15 protein-coding genes are annotated in these 17,647 nt (G+C 71.2%); 9 read left to right on the forward strand and 6 right to left on the reverse strand.

Going from position 1 to position 17,647, the window contains the following annotated elements; all coding sequences use genetic code 11:
• Positions 1 to 130: 130 nt before the first annotated feature.
• The gene (locus tag WME82_RS08895) at positions 131 to 406 is read right to left on the reverse strand and encodes a hypothetical protein (RefSeq protein WP_438042483.1); all 276 of its coding nucleotides are present in this window, start codon (positions 404 to 406) and stop codon (positions 131 to 133) included.
• A 476-nt stretch (positions 407 to 882) separates the two neighbouring features.
• Between WME82_RS08895 and WME82_RS08900 the strand changes: the two genes are divergently transcribed.
• From WME82_RS08900 to WME82_RS08920, 5 genes are all read left to right on the forward strand, one after another.
• Complete coding sequence (locus WME82_RS08900; protein ID WP_438042484.1) at positions 883 to 1,050, forward strand: hypothetical protein; 168 nt, start codon at positions 883 to 885, stop codon at positions 1,048 to 1,050.
• 570 nt (positions 1,051 to 1,620) lie between these two features.
• A complete protein-coding gene (locus WME82_RS08905; RefSeq protein ID WP_438042485.1) occupies positions 1,621 to 2,694 on the forward strand; it encodes a hypothetical protein in 1,074 nt (357 codons plus the stop codon).
• A 96-nt stretch (positions 2,695 to 2,790) separates the two neighbouring features.
• Positions 2,791 to 6,447, forward strand: coding sequence for a serine/threonine-protein kinase (locus WME82_RS08910; protein WP_438042486.1), 3,657 nt, complete (start codon positions 2,791 to 2,793; stop codon positions 6,445 to 6,447).
• 468 nt (positions 6,448 to 6,915) lie between these two features.
• On the forward strand, positions 6,916 to 7,506 hold the full coding sequence (locus WME82_RS08915; RefSeq protein WP_438042487.1) for a Uma2 family endonuclease: 591 nt from the start codon (positions 6,916 to 6,918) through the stop codon (positions 7,504 to 7,506).
• Between the two features lie 119 nt (positions 7,507 to 7,625).
• Positions 7,626 to 7,841, forward strand: coding sequence for an addiction module protein (locus tag WME82_RS08920; protein WP_438042488.1), 216 nt, complete (start codon positions 7,626 to 7,628; stop codon positions 7,839 to 7,841).
• Positions 7,842 to 8,252: 411 nt separating this feature from the next.
• On the opposite strand, the gene WME82_RS08925 is transcribed toward WME82_RS08920, so the two are convergent.
• The gene (locus tag WME82_RS08925; protein ID WP_438042489.1) at positions 8,253 to 9,191 is read right to left on the reverse strand and encodes a hypothetical protein; all 939 of its coding nucleotides are present in this window, start codon (positions 9,189 to 9,191) and stop codon (positions 8,253 to 8,255) included.
• Between the two features lie 1,228 nt (positions 9,192 to 10,419).
• On the opposite strand from WME82_RS08925, the gene WME82_RS08930 reads away from it, so the two are divergent.
• Together WME82_RS08930 and WME82_RS08935 are read left to right on the forward strand one after the other, a co-directional pair.
• On the forward strand, positions 10,420 to 10,581 hold the full coding sequence (locus WME82_RS08930; RefSeq protein WP_438042490.1) for a hypothetical protein: 162 nt from the start codon (positions 10,420 to 10,422) through the stop codon (positions 10,579 to 10,581).
• A 39-nt stretch (positions 10,582 to 10,620) separates the two neighbouring features.
• Positions 10,621 to 11,262 (forward strand): DNA alkylation repair protein, encoded by a 642-nt coding sequence (locus WME82_RS08935; protein ID WP_438042491.1) that lies wholly within the window; start codon positions 10,621 to 10,623, stop codon positions 11,260 to 11,262.
• 169 nt (positions 11,263 to 11,431) lie between these two features.
• Here the strand turns inward: WME82_RS08935 and WME82_RS08940 are convergent, their stop codons facing one another.
• On the reverse strand, positions 11,432 to 11,872 hold the full coding sequence (locus tag WME82_RS08940; protein ID WP_438042492.1) for a hypothetical protein: 441 nt from the start codon (positions 11,870 to 11,872) through the stop codon (positions 11,432 to 11,434).
• Between the two features lie 205 nt (positions 11,873 to 12,077).
• Between WME82_RS08940 and WME82_RS08945 the strand changes: the two genes are divergently transcribed.
• Positions 12,078 to 12,293, forward strand: a complete 216-nt coding sequence (locus WME82_RS08945; RefSeq protein ID WP_438042493.1) for a hypothetical protein — start codon at positions 12,078 to 12,080, stop codon at positions 12,291 to 12,293.
• A gap of 5 nt (positions 12,294 to 12,298) precedes the next feature.
• On the opposite strand, the gene WME82_RS08950 is transcribed toward WME82_RS08945, so the two are convergent.
• The gene (locus WME82_RS08950; protein ID WP_437915426.1) at positions 12,299 to 12,544 is read right to left on the reverse strand and encodes a hypothetical protein; all 246 of its coding nucleotides are present in this window, start codon (positions 12,542 to 12,544) and stop codon (positions 12,299 to 12,301) included.
• Positions 12,545 to 12,589: 45 nt separating this feature from the next.
• Positions 12,590 to 15,418, reverse strand: a complete 2,829-nt coding sequence (locus WME82_RS08955; RefSeq protein WP_438042494.1) for a CHAT domain-containing protein — start codon at positions 15,416 to 15,418, stop codon at positions 12,590 to 12,592.
• Between the two features lie 70 nt (positions 15,419 to 15,488).
• Here WME82_RS08955 and WME82_RS08960 point away from each other — a divergent pair, with 70 nt between their 5' ends.
• Positions 15,489 to 16,343 (forward strand): DMT family transporter, encoded by an 855-nt coding sequence (locus WME82_RS08960; protein WP_438042495.1) that lies wholly within the window; start codon positions 15,489 to 15,491, stop codon positions 16,341 to 16,343.
• Between the two features lie 136 nt (positions 16,344 to 16,479).
• Here the strand turns inward: WME82_RS08960 and WME82_RS08965 are convergent, their stop codons facing one another.
• On the reverse strand, positions 16,480 to 17,586 hold the full coding sequence (locus WME82_RS08965) for a VWA domain-containing protein (protein WP_438042496.1): 1,107 nt from the start codon (positions 17,584 to 17,586) through the stop codon (positions 16,480 to 16,482).
• Positions 17,587 to 17,647 lie beyond the last annotated feature (61 nt).

Genomic DNA, 17,647 nt, shown 5'->3' on the forward strand with positions numbered 1-17,647 from the left:
CCGGAACCTGGTCTGGTACCCGCCGTACGTCGTGGCCGTTGAGGAGGGGCGGATCCCGGCGGGGGCCCCGCTTCCTCGTCGCTGAGGGAGCCCACCTCGCCAAGGGCGCCCTGCGCGGTCGCGGCGCGCGTCAGCGGCCGCGGCCGCAGCGGAGCCGGCCGTTGTCGTTCTCGATGTCTCCTCTGCACCTCCTCCAGTCCACCATCCGTGTATTGTGGAAGTTGCCCCTCCGATCCTCGCAGCGGGCGAACAGCGTGCCTCGCTCCGTCCGGACGTTCCTGCACGTCTGGAGATAGGAGCCGCGTGGCGGACGACCCCTGTCCTGGGCTTGCGCCACATCGCTGCTGGACAGCACGGCGGACAGCGAGAGCGCGCCGAGGATCAGCGCGACGAGCATACTCTTCATGGTTCCCCCCTTGGCACACCGCCCCGCAGAGCGATGCAGTTGAGGATTGTCTAGGGCGCTCGCTCCGGAGGCGCAATCCTGCTGGAACTGGGGCCTCGAGACTGAGCCAGAGCGTTCGAGCCGCAGAGGCATCGCGGTTGCAGAGGCGAGTGGAGAGCCGGAGCGCTGGTCTTTCTGTTCTCTCGAAGCGCTGATTCTCTATGTCGCCATGGATCGAGCTCTCTGCGTCTTCCAGGAATGTCGGCCTGCTCCTGCTCTGGCATGCGGGGGGCGCACGCTGATGGCGCGTCCAGTGCGCTGGGATGTGATATGCGAGGATGAATAGACGGGGCAGGGAATGAAGACATCGCGCGGATCCTGGTCGGAGCCTGGCCTTCGCGCGCAGCTCATCGCGCTCATGGACACGGTGTTCCCCGGCCTGGCGCAGGTCATCGATCGAGCGCGCGCGCTCGGCGCCGCCGGCGCCGGTGCGGCGCGTGGAGCTCTTCGCCTGCCCGGACGCGCTCGGCGTGGCGGGGACGGCGGAGCCGCACGTCTTCGTGGACGGCGACGATGCCATCGGCGGCGCGGGCGCGTCGCGGCGCATGGTGCGAGGGGCCTTTCCGGAAGGGACGCTGATGCTGCCGCGGCCGTTCCGGTGCTGAGGAGCGCCGGCCGCGGCGCTCTGCGCAGGACCTGCTGTGCGCTGGACGCCGCGATCGCCTGACCGAGCCACCGCTCCAAGGTCGCGAGGTCGGCGCACGCCTCGATGCGCGCCTCATCCTCCGAGGCGAGCGGGATCTGCCGGTGTGCGAGCGCGCGGCGAAGGGCTGCGCGTGCCTCGTCGAGGCGGCCGTCGAGGCGACCCTCGTCGGCCAGCCGCTGCCTCATCCGAGGATTGGCCGCGAGCAGGACCTCGAGGAGCCGTCGCTGCCGCGCGTCGATCTCCGGGTCGTCGGTCCTCGCGAACCTCCACAGGAGCTCCTCATGGATATTCGTCGAATATGGGCAGGTGCTTTAGCATGCCAGCACCCATTCAAGCGGCCGGTGTTGTGATACCCAGCGGGCGAACTCGTCGAGCGGCTGCCGCTCGAAGCACGATGAAATGTGCAATTCTCGAAACAACCGGGCTGTTCCGTAAAGCGCCTGTTAGGCGCGTTGCAGTCGATATCTCGCAATCAATGGCTTCGCAGAGTCGTTGAGATCATGTTATGCAGGTCGGCGTGAGAGCCTTATTGAAGATTGCGATTTGGGTCACGTCGGCTGCCGTCGGCTTGAGCAGCGCCGGTTGCGGAGACGAACACGCACCTGCGTCAGGAAGCCAATCCGGCGGCGGCGGAGGGGGGGGCGGCAACGCCCTCGGCAACGACGGCTTCGACAGCGACGGCCCCGGCAGCGACGGCCTCGGCTGCGGGGGCCGCGGCGGCGCGGCGGCGTCGTCCGCATCATCGAGCAGCGCAGCGGCGTCCAGCTCGGCCGGCGCCGGGGGAGGGGAAGAGGGACAGCGCGACAGGTTCGGGATAGCGATGCTGCGGCCCACGCTGCCTTCGGGCAAAGCGTGGTTCTCGACCTGGGACAACGGCGTCGCGCGCACCTTTTCGGGGATCGACCCGCGCGATGCCTGGTTCGACGCCAACCACGGCGATGCGTCCTATCGCACCGACGGCCGGGGCATTCTCAAGATCAGCGGCAGCGTCCCGCGGATGTACGTGCACGACCCCGCGCTCGCCGACCAATGGCGCGACGTCGAGGTGACGATGTATTTCCAGCGGGTGGCCGACGACGGGACAGCCTGGGGCGGCCTCGTCTCTGTGGCGCGCACCAACCACGGCACGATCGGCGACGAGGACGTCAACAAATGCGACACGCGCGGGATCGCCGCCCGCATGCGCTACGACGGCAAGATCGATTTCGAGAAGGAGATTAATCACCCCGCCTCCGCGGCCATCCTCAGCAAGAGGTACTGGGAAGGTGGCATGCCGAAGAATGTATGGATCGGGTACAAGCACCTCGTCTACGACCTGCCGAGCGGCGATGTGAAGCAGGAGCTCTGGATCGACAAGACCGACGGCGCGCGCGGAGGCACCTGGGTGAAGATCCACGAGCACGTCGACAAGGGGACCGACTTCGGCGTGGGCCGCCAGCCCTGTAAGCGGGGCATCGATCCCGCAATGAGGCTCACGCGGGCGCGGACCCGAGCGGGGTCGGAGACCGGCAAGCCCAACATCAGCGTCTATTTCCGGAGCGACGGGGTTGGCACCAACGGGCTCCTGTACAAGAAGGGCAGCGTCCGCGAGATCGTGCCCTGACGGCGCCCGCGCAGGAACGCACGAGCGGACGAGGGAGAGCGCGAGCGACCGGTTCCTGCGGGAGCGCCGGGGTGGCTAGGATATGCTCGGCGGCGGATGACCAGTTCGTCGCCGAATCCCTCCGGAGCCCCGCTCGGGCACGGCGCCCGCCTCGGTCCCTTCCGGCTCGTCCGGCAGCTCGGCAGCGGCGGGTTCGCGCCGGTCTGGCTCGCCGAGGAGATCTACGAAGGCAGGAAGCTCCGCGACGTCGCCATCAAGCTCTTCTTCGTGCCTGAGCAGCTCGCGGGCTCCCCCGACGCGACCGCCGCGTGGCGAGACACGATTCTCGACGAGGCGCAGGCGCTCTGCCGGGTCGAGCACCCGAACGTCGTGCGGTTCTATTCGTTCCAGCGCGACGACGCCCTCGGCGTGGTCGGCCTCGTGATGGAGTATGTGGCCGGCACGAGCCTCGATGAGCTCTCTCGCGAGGCAGGCCGCCTCCCCGAGCGCGCCGTCCTCGAAGCGGCGTCCGCAGTCGCCTGGGCGCTCTCCGCGGTGCACACCGCCGGGCTCGTCCATCGGGACGTCAAGCCCGCCAACGTCGTCCGCGGGTCGGGCGTCTACAAGCTGATCGATTTCGGGATCTCCGGGGGAAACGCGCGGAGCTGGGTCGAGCGGGGGCTCGCCGCCCCCACCGGGCCGCCGCCCACCGTGGCGGTCGACGGTTACTCCGGCACGGTGCTGGCCGAGGAGCCGGCGGGCGCGACCATGACCTTGAGCGTGCCCGCGGTCGCCGGCGGTGTCCGGGAGCTGGGCTCCGTGCTCGCGGGCACACCCGGCTACATCGCTCCAGAGTGTGCCGTCGGCCAGTCCGCCACGCCCGCCAGCGATCTCTACGCGCTCGGCGTCCTGATCTTCCGCCTGAGGACCGGCAGCCTCCCCGCCGAGATCGAGCAGCGCAGCGGGGAGCCCGCGCACTGGCTCCTCGTGCCGCGGCGACCGGCTCCCCCGCTCGAGGCGCTCGTGCCCGACCCGACGACGGCGACCGGCCTCCTCTCTCGCCTCACGGCAACGCTGGTCGCCCTGGATCCTCAGAGCCGCCCCCGGCACGCCGATCAGGTCGCGCGCGAGCTCGATCGCATCCTCGCCGCGCTCGATCCCGAGCTCGCCCCGCCAGGAAGCAAGGAAGGATCGCAGCCGCCGGTTCGCGGGTCCGACCGGTCCGCGCGGCCGCCGCCCGAGGACCGTCCCGCGCGTCCGCCGCCCGAGGACCGCCCCGCGCGTCCGCCGCCCGACGGCCGGCCGCCGCTCCTCGGGCGGCGAGCCGAGCTCGACGCGATCGCGCGCGCTGCGCAGGCCGCGCAGGAGGGCCGCGTGCGCGGGATCGTGGTGGGCGGCCACCAGGGGATCGGGCGCAGCCGGCTGCTCGATGCGGCGGTCGAGCGCACCGGATGGGACCTGCGCCACGTCGTCCGGCTCCGGTGCCTGCCCGAGCGGCGGAGCCCGTTCTATCCGCTGCGCCGCGCCGCCGAGGAGCTCGGCGAGAGCGACCTCCCCGAGCTCCGCGCGCTCCCCGCGGCGCTGGAGCGGGCGCTGTCTCCGGCGCTGCTCCCCTCCGCGGACGAGGTCGCGCACACGGTCGAGGCCATCGAGGACGCGCTGCTGCGGGCGAGCGCCCGCGAGCCGCTGCTGCTCCTCGTCGACGATCTGCAGTGGGCCGACGCGGCGACGCTGGAGCTGATCAAGCTGCTCCTGCGGCGCGCCGCCGCGGAGGCGCAGGGCCGGCTGCTCGTGATGGCGGCAGCGCGCAGCGAGCCGAGCCGGCCGGCGCCCCTGCGCGCCCTGCTGGGCGAGGTCCGGGCGCGGGTGTGTCCCGGGGTGACCTACCTTGGCCTCGCGCCGCTCGACCCTGAAGCCGCCGCCGAGCTCGCGCAGGCGGTGGGCCGCGGCCTGCATCCAGAGGCCACGCAGGGCGGGGCCGCGGCGCTCGTCGTCCCGCTCGCCCCGCTCGCGCCCGCGCTGGAGCGGGCCGTGGTCGCGACGTCCGGAGGCGTGCCCTTCTACATCGTGCACGCGCTCATGGCGTGGCACGAAGGCGGCGCCCTGGCGCTCCGCGACGGGATCCTCTGCGCCGCGGACGACCGGGCCCTGCGGGGGGAGGTCCCCGGCGTGGCCGATCTTCTCGAGGCGCGGGTGGCCTCGTTCGCGGCCGACAGCGCCGCCGAGCGCAGCGCCCTGCGGACCCTCGCCGCGGTGGCGCTCTGCGGCGGCGGGCTCGGCGTCGACGTGCTCCTGCGCGTGGTGGGGGACGACGAGCGCGCCGAGGCGGCGCTCGAGGCGCTCGGCGGGTCGGGCGTGCTGACGGCCTCCGGCGACGCGCAGGAGTACAGCTTCCCGCAGGAGATGCTGCGGCAGGCGGCGCTCCACCTGACGCAGCGGCGGCCGTGGTTCCAGCGGCTGCACCGGGCGCTGCTCGACGCGCTCGCGGAGGGCGCGCAGGGGCGCGTGGACGCGGGGCTCCTCGGCGCGGGCTACGAGCGGCTCGGCGCGGTGGCCGAGGCGCGCCGCTGGCTCGGCCGCGCGATGGCCGAGGCGGCCGCCGCGGGGCTCTTCGAGGAGGCGGCGGCGTTCGCGGATCGGCTGGCCGCGCTCGCGGCGGATCCCGAGGTGCGCGCCGGCCTCGAGATCGACGCGGTCCGGGCGCTCATCCAGGGGCGGAAGCTCGAGGAGGCGAGCCGGCGGCTCGCGCGCCTCTCGGAGCACGCCGTCGTGGCGCGCGGCGGGCCGCTCGACGTGCGCCGGCGCATCCACCGGCTCGAGGTGGCGCGCGGGCTCAGCGAGGCGGGGGCCGATGATCCGGGGCTGCTCGCCGACGCGGACGCGCTCGGCGAGGCCGCGCTCCGCTGCGAGGCGCGGATGGCGCTCGCGGGGGTCGCCGCCGGGGATCGCGCGATGGAGCTCGCGGGTGAGGCGGTGGAGCTCGCGGCGGGCGCGGGCCCCGCGGCCGAGCTCGCGGCCCGCGTGCTCCGGTGCGAGCTGAACTACGCGCAGAACCGCCGCGATCACGAGCTGCTGGAGCGCGATCTCCAGCGCGCGCTCGCCATCGCGGCGCCGCTGGCCTCGGCGTGGCACAGGGTCCACATCGGCGGCGATCTCGCGGTGCTCGAGGCCGAGCTCGGGCGGATCGGCGTGGCGATCGACCGGCTGCGCAGGCTCGTCGCCGAGGCCGAGCAGCAGGGGATGCGGGGCCAGCTCCGGCTGCTCCTGCAGAACCTCTCGGCCTTCCTGATGCGCGAGGGGCGCGCCGCCGAGGCGGCGGAGGTCGCGCGGCGGACCGCGGAGCTCGCGGCGCAGGACGGGGACCCCGCGCTCCGCGCGGCGGCGCTCTCGCTCCTGGCGGCGGCGCTCACGCGGGCGGGCCGCCCCGCCGCCGCGCTGGAGAGCGCGGATCAGGCCGAGCAGCTCCAGCGGGCGCGGGGGGACCGATACCACGCGCTGACGCTGCTCCGGCGCGCCGAGATTCACTGGGAGCTGGAGCGGGTGGGGGAGGCCCTCGAGGACGCGGTGGAGGCCCGGCGCGTGGCCGAGGAGCACGGCGACGACAGCATCGCCGCCGGCGCGCGCCTCTGGGCGGCGCTGCGCCGCGCGCAGCTCGTCAAGAGCGAGGCGGAGCGCCGGCGGCTCGTCGGGGAGGTGCGCGCGTCGAGCCCGCGCGTCATCGGCCTCCTGCGGGGCCTCGTGCCGGAGATGGCGGCGTGGCTCGACGAGGGATGAGCACTTCGCCGGCTTGGGCGCCATGGCCGGCTCGAGAAAGCGCGTGACGACGCAAAGGCGGACGAGAAAGCGCCGGAGCGCGAGTTTACCCTCGCCCAGCTCGTCGTTCTCCTTCTCGCAATCGTCGTTCACGACCGGCGCTTCGCACCAGGGCGCCTCACGTCTGCCGAGCTTGGCGTGCAAGCAGGCGTCGTCAGCGCTCTCGTCGCGCGCTACCTCCGAGGTCGCCGGGCGACACGCGAGGACGTCAGAGGCTTCGCGCAGGGCGACGTGATCGTTGCCCACGACATCTTCGAGATGTCGATTGAGGACGTGGCCGAGCAGCAAGACGCGCCGGTCAGCACGGCTTACAGGTGGCGCTCCCGCGGGATCGATGCGCTGATCAGGGCGCTGCGGCCGCGGCGAGGGTGAGCGACGGGCGGACCTGAACGCCTTGCCCCGCCGCCCGCCCACGGGCAGGCTTCCGTCGTGGGCCAGTCCGCCGAGAAGCAGCGCCGCGCGACGTACGCCGACCTCGAGGCCGTCCCGCCGAACAAGGTGGCAGAGCTCATCGGGGGCGTGCTCCGCGTCATGCCCCGGCCGGCGCCGCGACATGCGAACGCCGCGTCGTCGCTGGGGGCCGACCTGCACGGCGCCTTCCAGCGCGGGCGAGGGGGCCCCGGCGGCTGGTGGATCCTGGACGAGCCCGAGCTGCACTTCCCCGACCCGCGCGCGCCTGGTGAGATCGACGCGCTCGTGCCGGACATCGCCGGCTGGCGCCGCGAGCGCATGCCCGAGCTGCCCGAGACAGCGTACTTCGCGCTCGCCCCGGACTGGATCTGCGAGGTCCTGAGCGCCTCCACCGAGGACGTCGACCGCGACGAGAAGATGCCGATCTACGCGCGCGAGGGCGTGCGGCACGCGTGGTTGGTCGACCCCATCCAGCGGACGCTGGAGGTGTACGTGCTCGGCGCGGATCGCCGCTGGGGGCCCGCGGTCGTCCACCGCGACGCCGCCCGCGTTCGCGTCGCGCCATTCGACGCCGTCGAGCTCGATCTCTCGGTGCTCTGGGCGAGCTAAGGGATCCCCTTGTCCGTCACGGAGCCGGGAATCCATCGCCCGGCGGATGGTTGATGCGGCCTGATACCGCCGGCTCGCGTGCGCTGGCGTTGCCGGCCCTTCGGGTGCAGGATACGCCCATGGGCAAGCCCGCGCTCGATCTCTCCAAGCTCACCGCAGACGAGAAGCTGGATCTGATCGATGACCTCTGGCGAAGCCTTTCTTCGGACGACCTGCCTCTGAGCTCCGAGCTCCGCGCTGAGCTTGACCGCCGCCTTGATCGCCTCGATCTCGAAGGCCCCGTCGGTGTCCCGTGGGAGGACGTCCGTGCCGAGATGACCACCGACGAGCTGTGAGCCGCGTTGTCTTCCTCGCCGAAGCTCGCGCCGAAGCCCTCGAGACCTTCCGCTGGTACGAGGAGCAGCGGTCTGGGCTTGGCGCCGTCTTCCGGCGAGAGCTGGACGACGCCATCCAACGCATCCGGAGCGCACCGCTCGCGTACCCGCCGCTGTAGCGAGACGTCCGGCGCGTGCTCGTCGAGCGTTTCCCGTACGCGGTCTTCTACCTGATCCTGCCCGCCGCCATCGTGGTTGTTGGAGTGATTCACGGCCGCCGACATCCTCGCGAGTGGAAGCGCCGAGCGTGAGCGAATTCCGGAATGGCAACCACCCATCCGATGAAATATCGTTCTGTGCTCCACGGGGGCGCGTTCTGGAGGGGGTCGCGCGGCGGTTCGTCGCGCGGGAAGGCGCAGGGGCGGGCGCGCGTCAGCCGCCTGACTCGATCCAGCAGCCGTTCGCCTGTCCTCCCCACGCGCCCGAGAGGTGGAACTTGTCCGGCGGGTAGACGCCACCCGGGGGGCGCCCCGCGACGGTGATGCGGCGTTCGTGGTCATAACAATACGAGCCGCTCAGGTAAAGATAGCGATCCTTGCCGCCGTTGATCGTCGTATTGAGCGTGACCTGCGTCCCACTCACGGTCTGCCAGCTTCCGCCGACGCGCCTTTCCATCTTCACCGTCAGGTCGTCGTTGCCGTCGCCCTGGCTGACGAAGCACGCCCCCGCGACGATGCGCGAGTATTTGCCCAGGTAGCCGCTCGCCGTCCAGCTCGGCAACGACGTGGTCATGCTCGGGAGGTGCTCGGAATCGTCCACGCCGCCGAACGAGAGCGCCTCATTGTCGAAGTAGCTCTGCCACGACGCCGCTGCGCAGTTCCCGGCGGTCACCTCCGGCCCCGCGTCGTAGACCACGGAGAGCATCCGTGTCCCGCCGGTGATCGAGACGTGCTGCTCGAAGAGCCGCGGCGCGACGTCGGCCGAGGCGTCGGCGCTCAGCAGAACCTCGAGCGGCGTGATCTCGGTCCCGTCTTCGTGGACGAGCGGCATGAGCTTGTCGTCCTCGGGCGAAGAGACGACCAGGACGCCGATCTGGGGCGCCGCGCTGCTCGGATCCTCGTCGATCAGCGATACCGTCCCGACACGCGGCACCACGAATCGATTCAGCACCTTGCTCTCGATCCTCTCGATGGCCTGAGCGGGCTGGTTGCCGGCGCTCTCCTCGGGCGTTTCCCGCCCGAAACCGTGCGAGGCCTGGCTCGCGGACGCCTCCTCCGAGACCTGCCCCGTATCGCCCGCCTCGACCGCGCAGCCTGCCGCGAGCAGCGTAGCTGCGACGAAAACACCCGGAACGCGCCTATCGTTCAACATACTCGCCTCCATTTCTGGTGAGGTCCCCTGCGCATTCCGAGCAGTGCATTGGCCGTACCTGCGCGCGCACGGCGCTGATCGCCCGGATTTCAGCCCATCAGGAGCGAGCGACGTGGGCAACGTGGAACAACGTCGTGACGCTGTCACGCAGGCGCGACGCCGGGTGTCATGCCCGTGCGACAGGGGCCCGCCTGCGGCGCTCGCCGCCGTCGCGGTCCACGCGGACGGCGCGGACCTCCGGCTCGACGTCGTGATGTCGCTCTTCGTGTCCGGCGCCGATCCGGCCGCCCTGCAGGAGCTCGCCGCGTTCGGTGAAGAGCGCGGAGGCCCGGAGGGCCGGTGCTCCAGGTTCGACGCGAGCCCCGTGGTGTCGTCCCGCGGCGGCGCGCCGCCGTCCCGGCGGGGAGCGCCGCGAGCGCCTTCCCGGAGGTGCTCTGCTCGGCGCGGATCATCGCGGCCATCTCCGCCGGCGGGGGAGGGAGCGGGCGGCGAGGCGGCCGGCGAGGGGGATCCGCGTGGCCACCGTCGGCCCTGGGAGAAGAGCGTGGGGGCAGGTCGACCTCGCCGCGACCAGCCGCGAGCTCCTTCTCGTGCCGCCGCGCCACGGTCGACCGGGCTCTGGTCGCCCGGGGTACCCGGCCGTCGGCGCGAATCTTGCGCGACGACACGCCGTCGCCGTCCGAGACCTGGCAACGGGAATACGTAGTTACGCAGCGGCGGCCGATCTGCGGGATGACGGGGATAGGTCGCGGAAGGTCACAGCCTATCTGCGGGATCATGGAGATAGGCCATGACGAGCCGCGACGTATCCTCGGGAATATGGAGATAGGGTGCCTTGGTTCGCGGCCTACATGGGGAAATGCGTAGATATGTCGCGCATCACAGCTGATTGCGACGTTGGGCGGGCGTCGACCCGAGATGACCGAACCCCGGGAGCCGCCATGAATGTGCAGCGATGCGGTGCCGCTCGTTGGCGGCCGGCACGGGGTGGAGCCTGTCGATCTCCGTAGCGACGCGACCCGACCGCGGGCATGGTGGGCGCTGTGACGACCACGCCCCACGACGCGCTGTTCAAGGGGGCTCCTCTCCCGGGTGTCGGCGTTACGTCAACGGGCACGTGGGGCAGAATGGTACTTGGCCGCAGGAACGCCGCGGGAACCCCTTTGGATCCTCTACGTTCCACGTGCTACGGTGGGCGGATGCGCCAGATCAGAAAAGCGGATTCGAGATGACGCTGATCCTCTCGACGGGCAGCCGGGACTACATCATCCAGGCATGCGACCGGCGACTCACGGCCGGCAAGATGCCCGTCAACGACGACGCCACGAAGATGTCCAACCTGGTGTTCGGGAACGGATGGGCTCCGCTCGGCGGCGCACGCGCGGGCTGATTGGCAGGGCGTTCGGCGAATACAGGAGATGTATGCAAAATGGGTTTATCGGCAAAAGCAAAGAAACTCGTCGCTGAGATCGCGAATGGAAACGTGATGTTGGGCGACCTGCGAACGCGTGGCAAAGAGATTAAGAAAGACCACGACCTGGCAATGGAGCTTTGGTCAACGGGCGAATACTACCCTCGTCTGCTCGCGACCCTCATCTTTGATAAGAAGCTCCTCACAGAAAACGTCATCGATCAGCTTGCGTCGGATGTGCTTCGGCATGACGCGGAAGAAAGCAGCCAATTGGCTGACTGGCTGTTGGCAAACCAGCTCGCCAAAGACAAGAAACTGGTCTCCCTTATCGCGACGTGGGAGAAGGGTTCTTCCCCGATTTTGCGTCGCTGGTTCTGGTATCACCAAGCGCGCTTGCGCTGGGTCGGGCAAGCTCCTCCCGGTAATAGTGCAGAGCTGCTTGACTCCCTGGAAAACGATATGGCTGATGCTGAGCCCGTGGTTCAATGGGCAATGAACTTCTGCGCTTGCCAGATTGGTGTTCACGAGCCTGAATTTCGATCCAGATGTATCAAGCTCGGGGAAGCATTGGGGCTCTACAAGGACGACCATGTCGCCAAAAACTGTACGCCGTCATACCTGCCCGAGTTTATCAGAATCGAAGTGGCCAAGCGTGAATGACACCGAAAGGGACAAATAGCATCGTGGGCCAGCCAGGCAGCCACGCCGAACCAGGCGCTGCACCTGACCGGCGGGGCATATAAGCATTCCCAGATTCGTAACTTTCAGGGAGGTTGTCGCCTCCTCAGCCTGGCAGTCACCGCTCGCTCACCCCGGCGCGTCGGCGCGCTCACCACGAGAAGCGCAACGTGACCTCATCCGCGTCTGGCTGGTCGAACGACCAGCCCGTCTGGGTCGCGTCGACCTGCTTGCCGGTCACCTGCTCCAGCGCACGGCCGGCGAAGCCGACGCACAGCGGTCCGAGGTGCTCGAACCCTGCGACCTCGGTCACGAGCAACGTCGCCTCGTTCCGATCGATCTGCGAGCAATCCACCCGCAGCGTCCCGCCGACCATATCCTGCGCCCAGAAGTCGGGGAACTTCCGGAGGAAGAGCCGAGCGTTCATCACCCTGAGAAGCAGCTTCATCAAGGTGTTCGCTTCCTTCTCGAAGACAGTCCGGCCGCACCTCACGACGTCCAGGTAGCTCTGCGATGGCTCGTTGTGAACCTGGACGATGCCGCGCAGCACCTCGACGTAGTAGGCGCGAGGGTACCACGCCGCGCTGGACATGGTGGCCAGCGCCCTCCTGAGTTCCTGAGAGAGCCCGTGACGAACCCGGCGGACCCCAGCCTCGTCACACAGCACGTCCGAGTAGGCTGCTGCATTGAGTATCAGAGAGCCCCGGGTCATCGGTTCTTGCATACATGCACTCTCGTGGAAGATCTCGCTGACACAGCAGAAGAAGAGAGCGACGGGTCGCCTCCGTCAAGGCGGCTTGAGCGCGCAGGTAAAGGAAGCCGGATCGCAGCGCGAGGAAGTGTGGCGCGGCACACCGAAGTGGCGGGCCTCGCCGAGCGTGGAGAAAGTCCTCGCCAGGCTGGAGGCGGAGCGCCGGCGGCTCGTCGGGGAGGTGCGCGCGTCGAGCCCGCGCGTCATCGGCCTCATGCGAGGCCTCCTGACGGAGATGGCGGCGTGGCTCGACGGGGGGTGATCACTTCACGGCTTGGGGGCCGTCGTGCCCGGGTTGTAGTGCACGATGATGCCGCGGTCCTTGTTGCACTTCTGGACCTTCTCGTCCCACACGCAGCCCGCCGGGCACGGCTGCACGCTGGGATCGCCCGTGGGGCAGATCTCGGCCTCGCCTTCCTTGGCGGCGGGCTGCTCGGGCGCCTGCGCGCCTCCGCAGGCAGAGAGCACCCAGGTCAGGACGGGGAGCACCAGAACGATCGCCGATCGACGCATGCAGACCTCCACGAGCCCGCGATGGGTGGGCTCCGGCGTCGACGTCTACCAATTCCCAGCCCTGCGGGGCCAGCGCTTCCGCGCGACCAGGACGAGCGCCGCGGCGAGCGCGGCGAACGCGGGCGGAGCGCTCGGGCCGCCCTCGCCGGCCGCGCAGGCGCACCCGCGCGGGTTCGCCGCCGCGCGCGGGAAGGCCGGCGCGACCTGCCTGCCGTCGAGCGCGGCGCCCTCGCCGGAGGTGATGAAGCCGGCCCACGCGTGCGGGTGCGGGCGCTCACGCCGGATCTGGAGCTGCGCCGACCGCAGCGCCTCGCTGCGCCCTCCGCCGCGCGCGAGCGCCGCGTAGTAGGACGTCATGAGATCCCGCGTCGCCATGTCGCCGACCTTCCACAGGCTCATCACCTGCGTCTCCGCCCCGGCGAGCAGCAGCGCGCGGCGGAGCCCGTAGACCCCGTCGCCGCGCGGCACCTCGCCGAGGCCGGTCTCGCAGGCCGAGAGCACCACGAGCTGGGTCCCGTGGAGGTCCAGCGAGGAGATCTCGAGCGCGGTCAGGATGCCGTCGTCCTCGTCCGAGCTGCTCCGCCGCGCGTTGGCCCCGGCCAGCGCCAGGCCCGAGCGCAGGAGCGGGTTCTCGCGAAAAGCGTGGCCCTCGATCTCGGCGCCGCGGGTGCTCGCCGGCTCGCCCGGGGAGCCCTGGTCCGGGAGGAAGAAGCCGTGCGTCGCGATGTGCAGCACGCGCGGCCGCTGCGCCCGCTTGAGGGCCTCCTCGGTGGCCGACGGGCCGGTCAGGACCGTCGCGCTGGCCAGCGCGCTCCGCACCGCCTCCGCCTCGCGCTCCGTGCCCGGCAGGGGCGGGAAGCGCGCCCCGGCCAGCTCGGCGGAGCGCAGCCCGCGCGTGGCGTCGTCGTCCGGCGCGAGCTCCGAGAGGCTGCCGAACGCGGGGTCGGCGATGACCAGCACGCCTCCACGTGGCGCTCCGGCCTGCGGCGCCACGGCGCCCGCGGCGCGCAGCAGATCTCGCCCGCTGGTCAGGTAGGTGAAGGAGGCGCGGTCGATGAGATAGCCGCCCTCCTCGTCGACGAGCGCGGAGAACGGCACGAGGTTCAGCGCGCCGTCCGGGCTGAGGAGGAGCCAGCGCGCGGGGCCGAGGGCGCCCCGGATCGGCTGCATCACGAGCGCGTCGAGGTGGCGCGCGCGCTCCCGGGGGTCTCGCTCCGGGTTCGAGAGGTCCCGCGAGAGCTCCGCGGCCGCCGCGTCGATGGCGGCGGCGTCGCCGAGATCCACCCCCGTGACGCCCCCGCGCCGCCCGACGACATAGGCCGCGTAGCGAGGCTTGCCCCACGTGGGCCTCACCGGCGGCCCGAACGGGTCGTGGGGCCGGTACTGGACGATCTCGACGAGCGCCGCCCCGTCGGGGATCGCCGCCTGCACGCCCTCGACGGTGATCGGCGGCTGCTTCGCGTCCGCCGGGCGCGCGGCGCGCGTCCGCGCGGCGAGCTGGAACTCGAGCCGCTGGCGCTCGGCCTCGAGCTGCTGCACCTCGCGCTGGTGCTCCTCGGCGGGGAGGTCTATCGGGCCGCGCGTGATCGCGGTGGACAGCTTCGCGTCGAGCTGCGTGAGGGCGGCGAGGAGCGCCCGGCCCTCGGCGTCGAGGCTCTGCCGCAGCGACGCGAAGCTCTCGGCGATGGCGTCGAGCGCGAGCCCCTTGCGCCGGAGGATCGACCGCAGGGCGAGCCGCGCCGCGGCCTGGTCGCGCGGGGCATCCTGGAGGTGCAGCGAGAGGGTCGCGTCGGTGTCGCGCTGGACGAGGCCCATGTAGAGGCGCTTCTGCCGCTCGGAGCCCCTCGCCAGGTTGGCCCGGGCGCTCCGGTCCTGGAGGCCGGCGGCCCGCTCGCGCGTCCGCACGGCGACGGCGGTCCGGCCCTGCGCGACGTACAGGTTCGCGAGGTGCCCCAGCGCGCGGACGATGGCCGGGTGATCCGGCGCGAAGACCCGCTCGCGGATCACCAGCGCCTGGAGGAGCAGCGCCTCCGCCCTGGGATCACCTTTGCGGGTGAAGAGCACGCCGAGCTCCTCCAGCAGATCGGCGCGCACCGCGCTCTGCGCCGGGAGCGCGGGCTCGAGCCGCGGGCGAAGGTCGAGGAGGCGCCGCTCGGCCTCCTCGACCTGCCCGCGCCGCAAGGAGAGCTGCGCGGCGCGCAGATCCGGGATCGCGTAGGCCCACCCCGAGCCGCCGGTGGCCTCCCTGAGGATCACGCGCATCCTGTCGAGCGCCTCCGCGAAGGAGCGCAGCGCGCGTCGCTCCAGGTACAGCCGCGCGAGCGAGTCGACGGCATAGAACTCTCCCCAGCCCTGGAGGAGCGGCTGGGCTCGCTTCAGGAGCTCCTCGGCGCTCTGGAGGTCCCCGAGGTCCAGGTAGACGTTGCCGAGCCGGGCATAGAGCATCCCTTCATCGTTGAAGGAGGGCTGCTCGCGCGTCAGCCCCCGCACCAGCAGCGCTTCGGCGCGCGCGTAGTCGCCGTAGCCGAGGTAGAAATGCGCGAGCTCGTGATCGAGCTGGGAGGTGCCCTCCAGCAGCGCAAAGTACCTGTCGGCGAGGGCGGCGCTCTCGGCCAGATCGTCCCTCTCCACGGCCGTTCTCCAGCGCTGGCGGGCCGCGGAGAGGTCCTCGCTCGCCTGCTCGGCGGGGCTCGGCTGCGCCGCGATGGGCGCGGGCCGGGCCGCCGAGACGAGCGCCGCCACGGCGAGCGAGAGGAGCCGCCCGCGGCGGCGGGCACCGCGCGACGAGGTTGACCCGAGCGGGGTGCGTTCTGCCGAGCGGCGGGAGCGAGGATCGATGTCGCGGTCGGCGCGCTCGGGGCGGCGGGGTGGCATCGCGGAGCAGCGTAATCTGCCCCTGCGCGCCTCGTCGACCGTTCGGCTAGGCTCGCCGCCCTCGTCGCCCATGCTCCGCTCTCGACTGATGATCCTCGCCGCCGCGGTCCTCTGGTCCACCGGAGGGGCGGCCATCAAGCTGATCTCCCTCGACGGGTGGCAGGTCGCCTCGGCCCGCGCGTTCATCGCGGCGCTCGCGCTGGGCCTGGCCATGCCGGGCGCGCGCCGCCTCCCCTCGTGGCGCACGCTCGGCGTCGCGGCGATCTACGCCGCCGTCATGGTGCTGTTCGTGCAGGCCACCAAGCTGACGACGGCGGCGAACGCGATCTTCCTGCAGTCCACCTCGCCCGTGTACGTCCTCTTGCTCAGCCCCTGGCTGCTGGGCGAGCGGCCCTCGCGCGGCGAGAGGATCGCGGCCCCCATCTTCATCCTGGGCCTCGCGCTCTTCTTTCTGGATCAGCTCTCGGCGCGGCAGCTCCTCGGCAACGCCCTGGCGCTCCTCTCCGGGCTCGCGTTCGCGCTGTGCATCATGAGGTTCCGCGCCGCTCCGGACGACAACCCCGCGGTGCTCGTCTGGGGCAACGTCCTCGCGTGGCTCGGCGCGCTGCCGATGGCCCTGGGCGGCGCGGCCCGCCCGGGGCTCGTCGACCTCGGGCTCCTCGTGTTCCTCGGCGCGGTGCAGATCGGCGTGGCGACCGCCCTGTTCAGCCGCGGCATGCGCCACACGCCGGCCGTCGAGGCCTCGCTGCTGGTGCTCCTGGAGCCGGTGCTCAACCCCGTCTGGGCGCTCCTCCTCGTCGGAGAGCGCCCCGGGATCTGGTCGACCGTCGGCGGCGCCGTCCTTCTCGGCGCCACCGCATGGCGGGTCCTGATGGCAGCGCGCGCCACGCCGCAGCAAGCGCCGGCGCCGAGCAGAGGAGGATGAACGTCGAGGCGTGACCGTCGACGCGTGAACGTCGACGAGACGGAGGAGGCTCGAGTTTGGCTGGATCAGGCCCGCCGCGGGGCGCGGCGAGCCGCTGGAACGGCGTCGCGGCCGCCCCTCGCGGCCGCGGCGCACCTCACTTCGCCTCGACCTTCACGTTGGCGTTCGCCTTGAAGCTCGCCTTCCCGCCCGCTCCGCCGCCGTCGTCGTCCGCGGGCACGGTCGCCTTCAGCTCGAACGACGGCGGGGTGTTGGGATCGCACTCCGGCGGCGGCCCGAACCCGTCGGCGTTGAACTTCCACGCGAGCGACCCCGAGGCCGACGGATCCTTCTGGATCGCCTTGATCTCCACCTCGTGCTCCCCCGCGCGCGCCGGCGTGCAGTACGAGAGCAGGTAGAAGCGCTTCATGTGCGCCTCGATCTTCGCCGCGATCTTGTCGAACGACTCCTTGACCTTCGCCTGGTCCGCCGCGAGCTCGGTCCCGTCGCGCCCGATCTCGTCGAGCCGCGCCTTCTCGATCTCGGCGCCGACGCCGACGACGAAGATCTGGTAATTCTCGTACTCTTCCTTCTTGAGCTCGTTCAGCATGTCCTCGCGGCTCACGCGGTTCGCGCGATCGGTGCCGTCCGAGAAGACGACGAGCGTGCCGAACTTGAGGGGGCGCCGGTCCTTGTCGAGCTGCTTCTTGAGCTCCCGGATGCCCTCCACCACGCCGCCGTGGAGGTTCGTCGACGTGTCCTTCGGCTTGTAGCTCCGGAGCCCCTCGAGCCCGCCCTCGACCGAGCCCTGCGCCTCGGTGAACGGCACCACCGAGTGGATTTTTACCTCGCCGTCGAACGCGTAGACGCCGACCTTCTGGCTCTTGCCCACCCGATCGCTGAACGACTGCGCGGCGTCGACGAGGGCGTCGGCCTGACCCGACTCGGTGATGCTGCCGCTCATGTCGACGAGCAGCATCGTGTACATGACCGCCGCGACCTCGGGGTTCTGGATGGTCTGCTTGCTCTCGAACTTCGAGACGATCTCGCCGTCCTCGTAGATCTCGAAGTCCTCGGCCGTGAGGCCGCCCACCGGCTCGTCCTCGCCGGCGTCGACGCTGAAGAACACCCAGACGTTGTTCGGCTTCTTCTGGGCGGAGTTGATCCGGGTCACCCGCAGCCCGCCGCCGCACGCCACGCTCGACAGAGCGAACAGGGCGGCGAGCAGGATCCGGAACGCTGGAGAACAAAGGAGGATTTTCACGCGCGCGATTAGCGCGCATCGGACGCCGCGATGTCAATTCGCTGCCGCAGGCGGCCCCTCC

This window comes from Sorangium sp. So ce128, from assembly GCF_051525245.1.
Classification (GTDB): Bacteria; Myxococcota_A; Polyangia; order Polyangiales; family Polyangiaceae; genus Sorangium; species Sorangium cellulosum_B.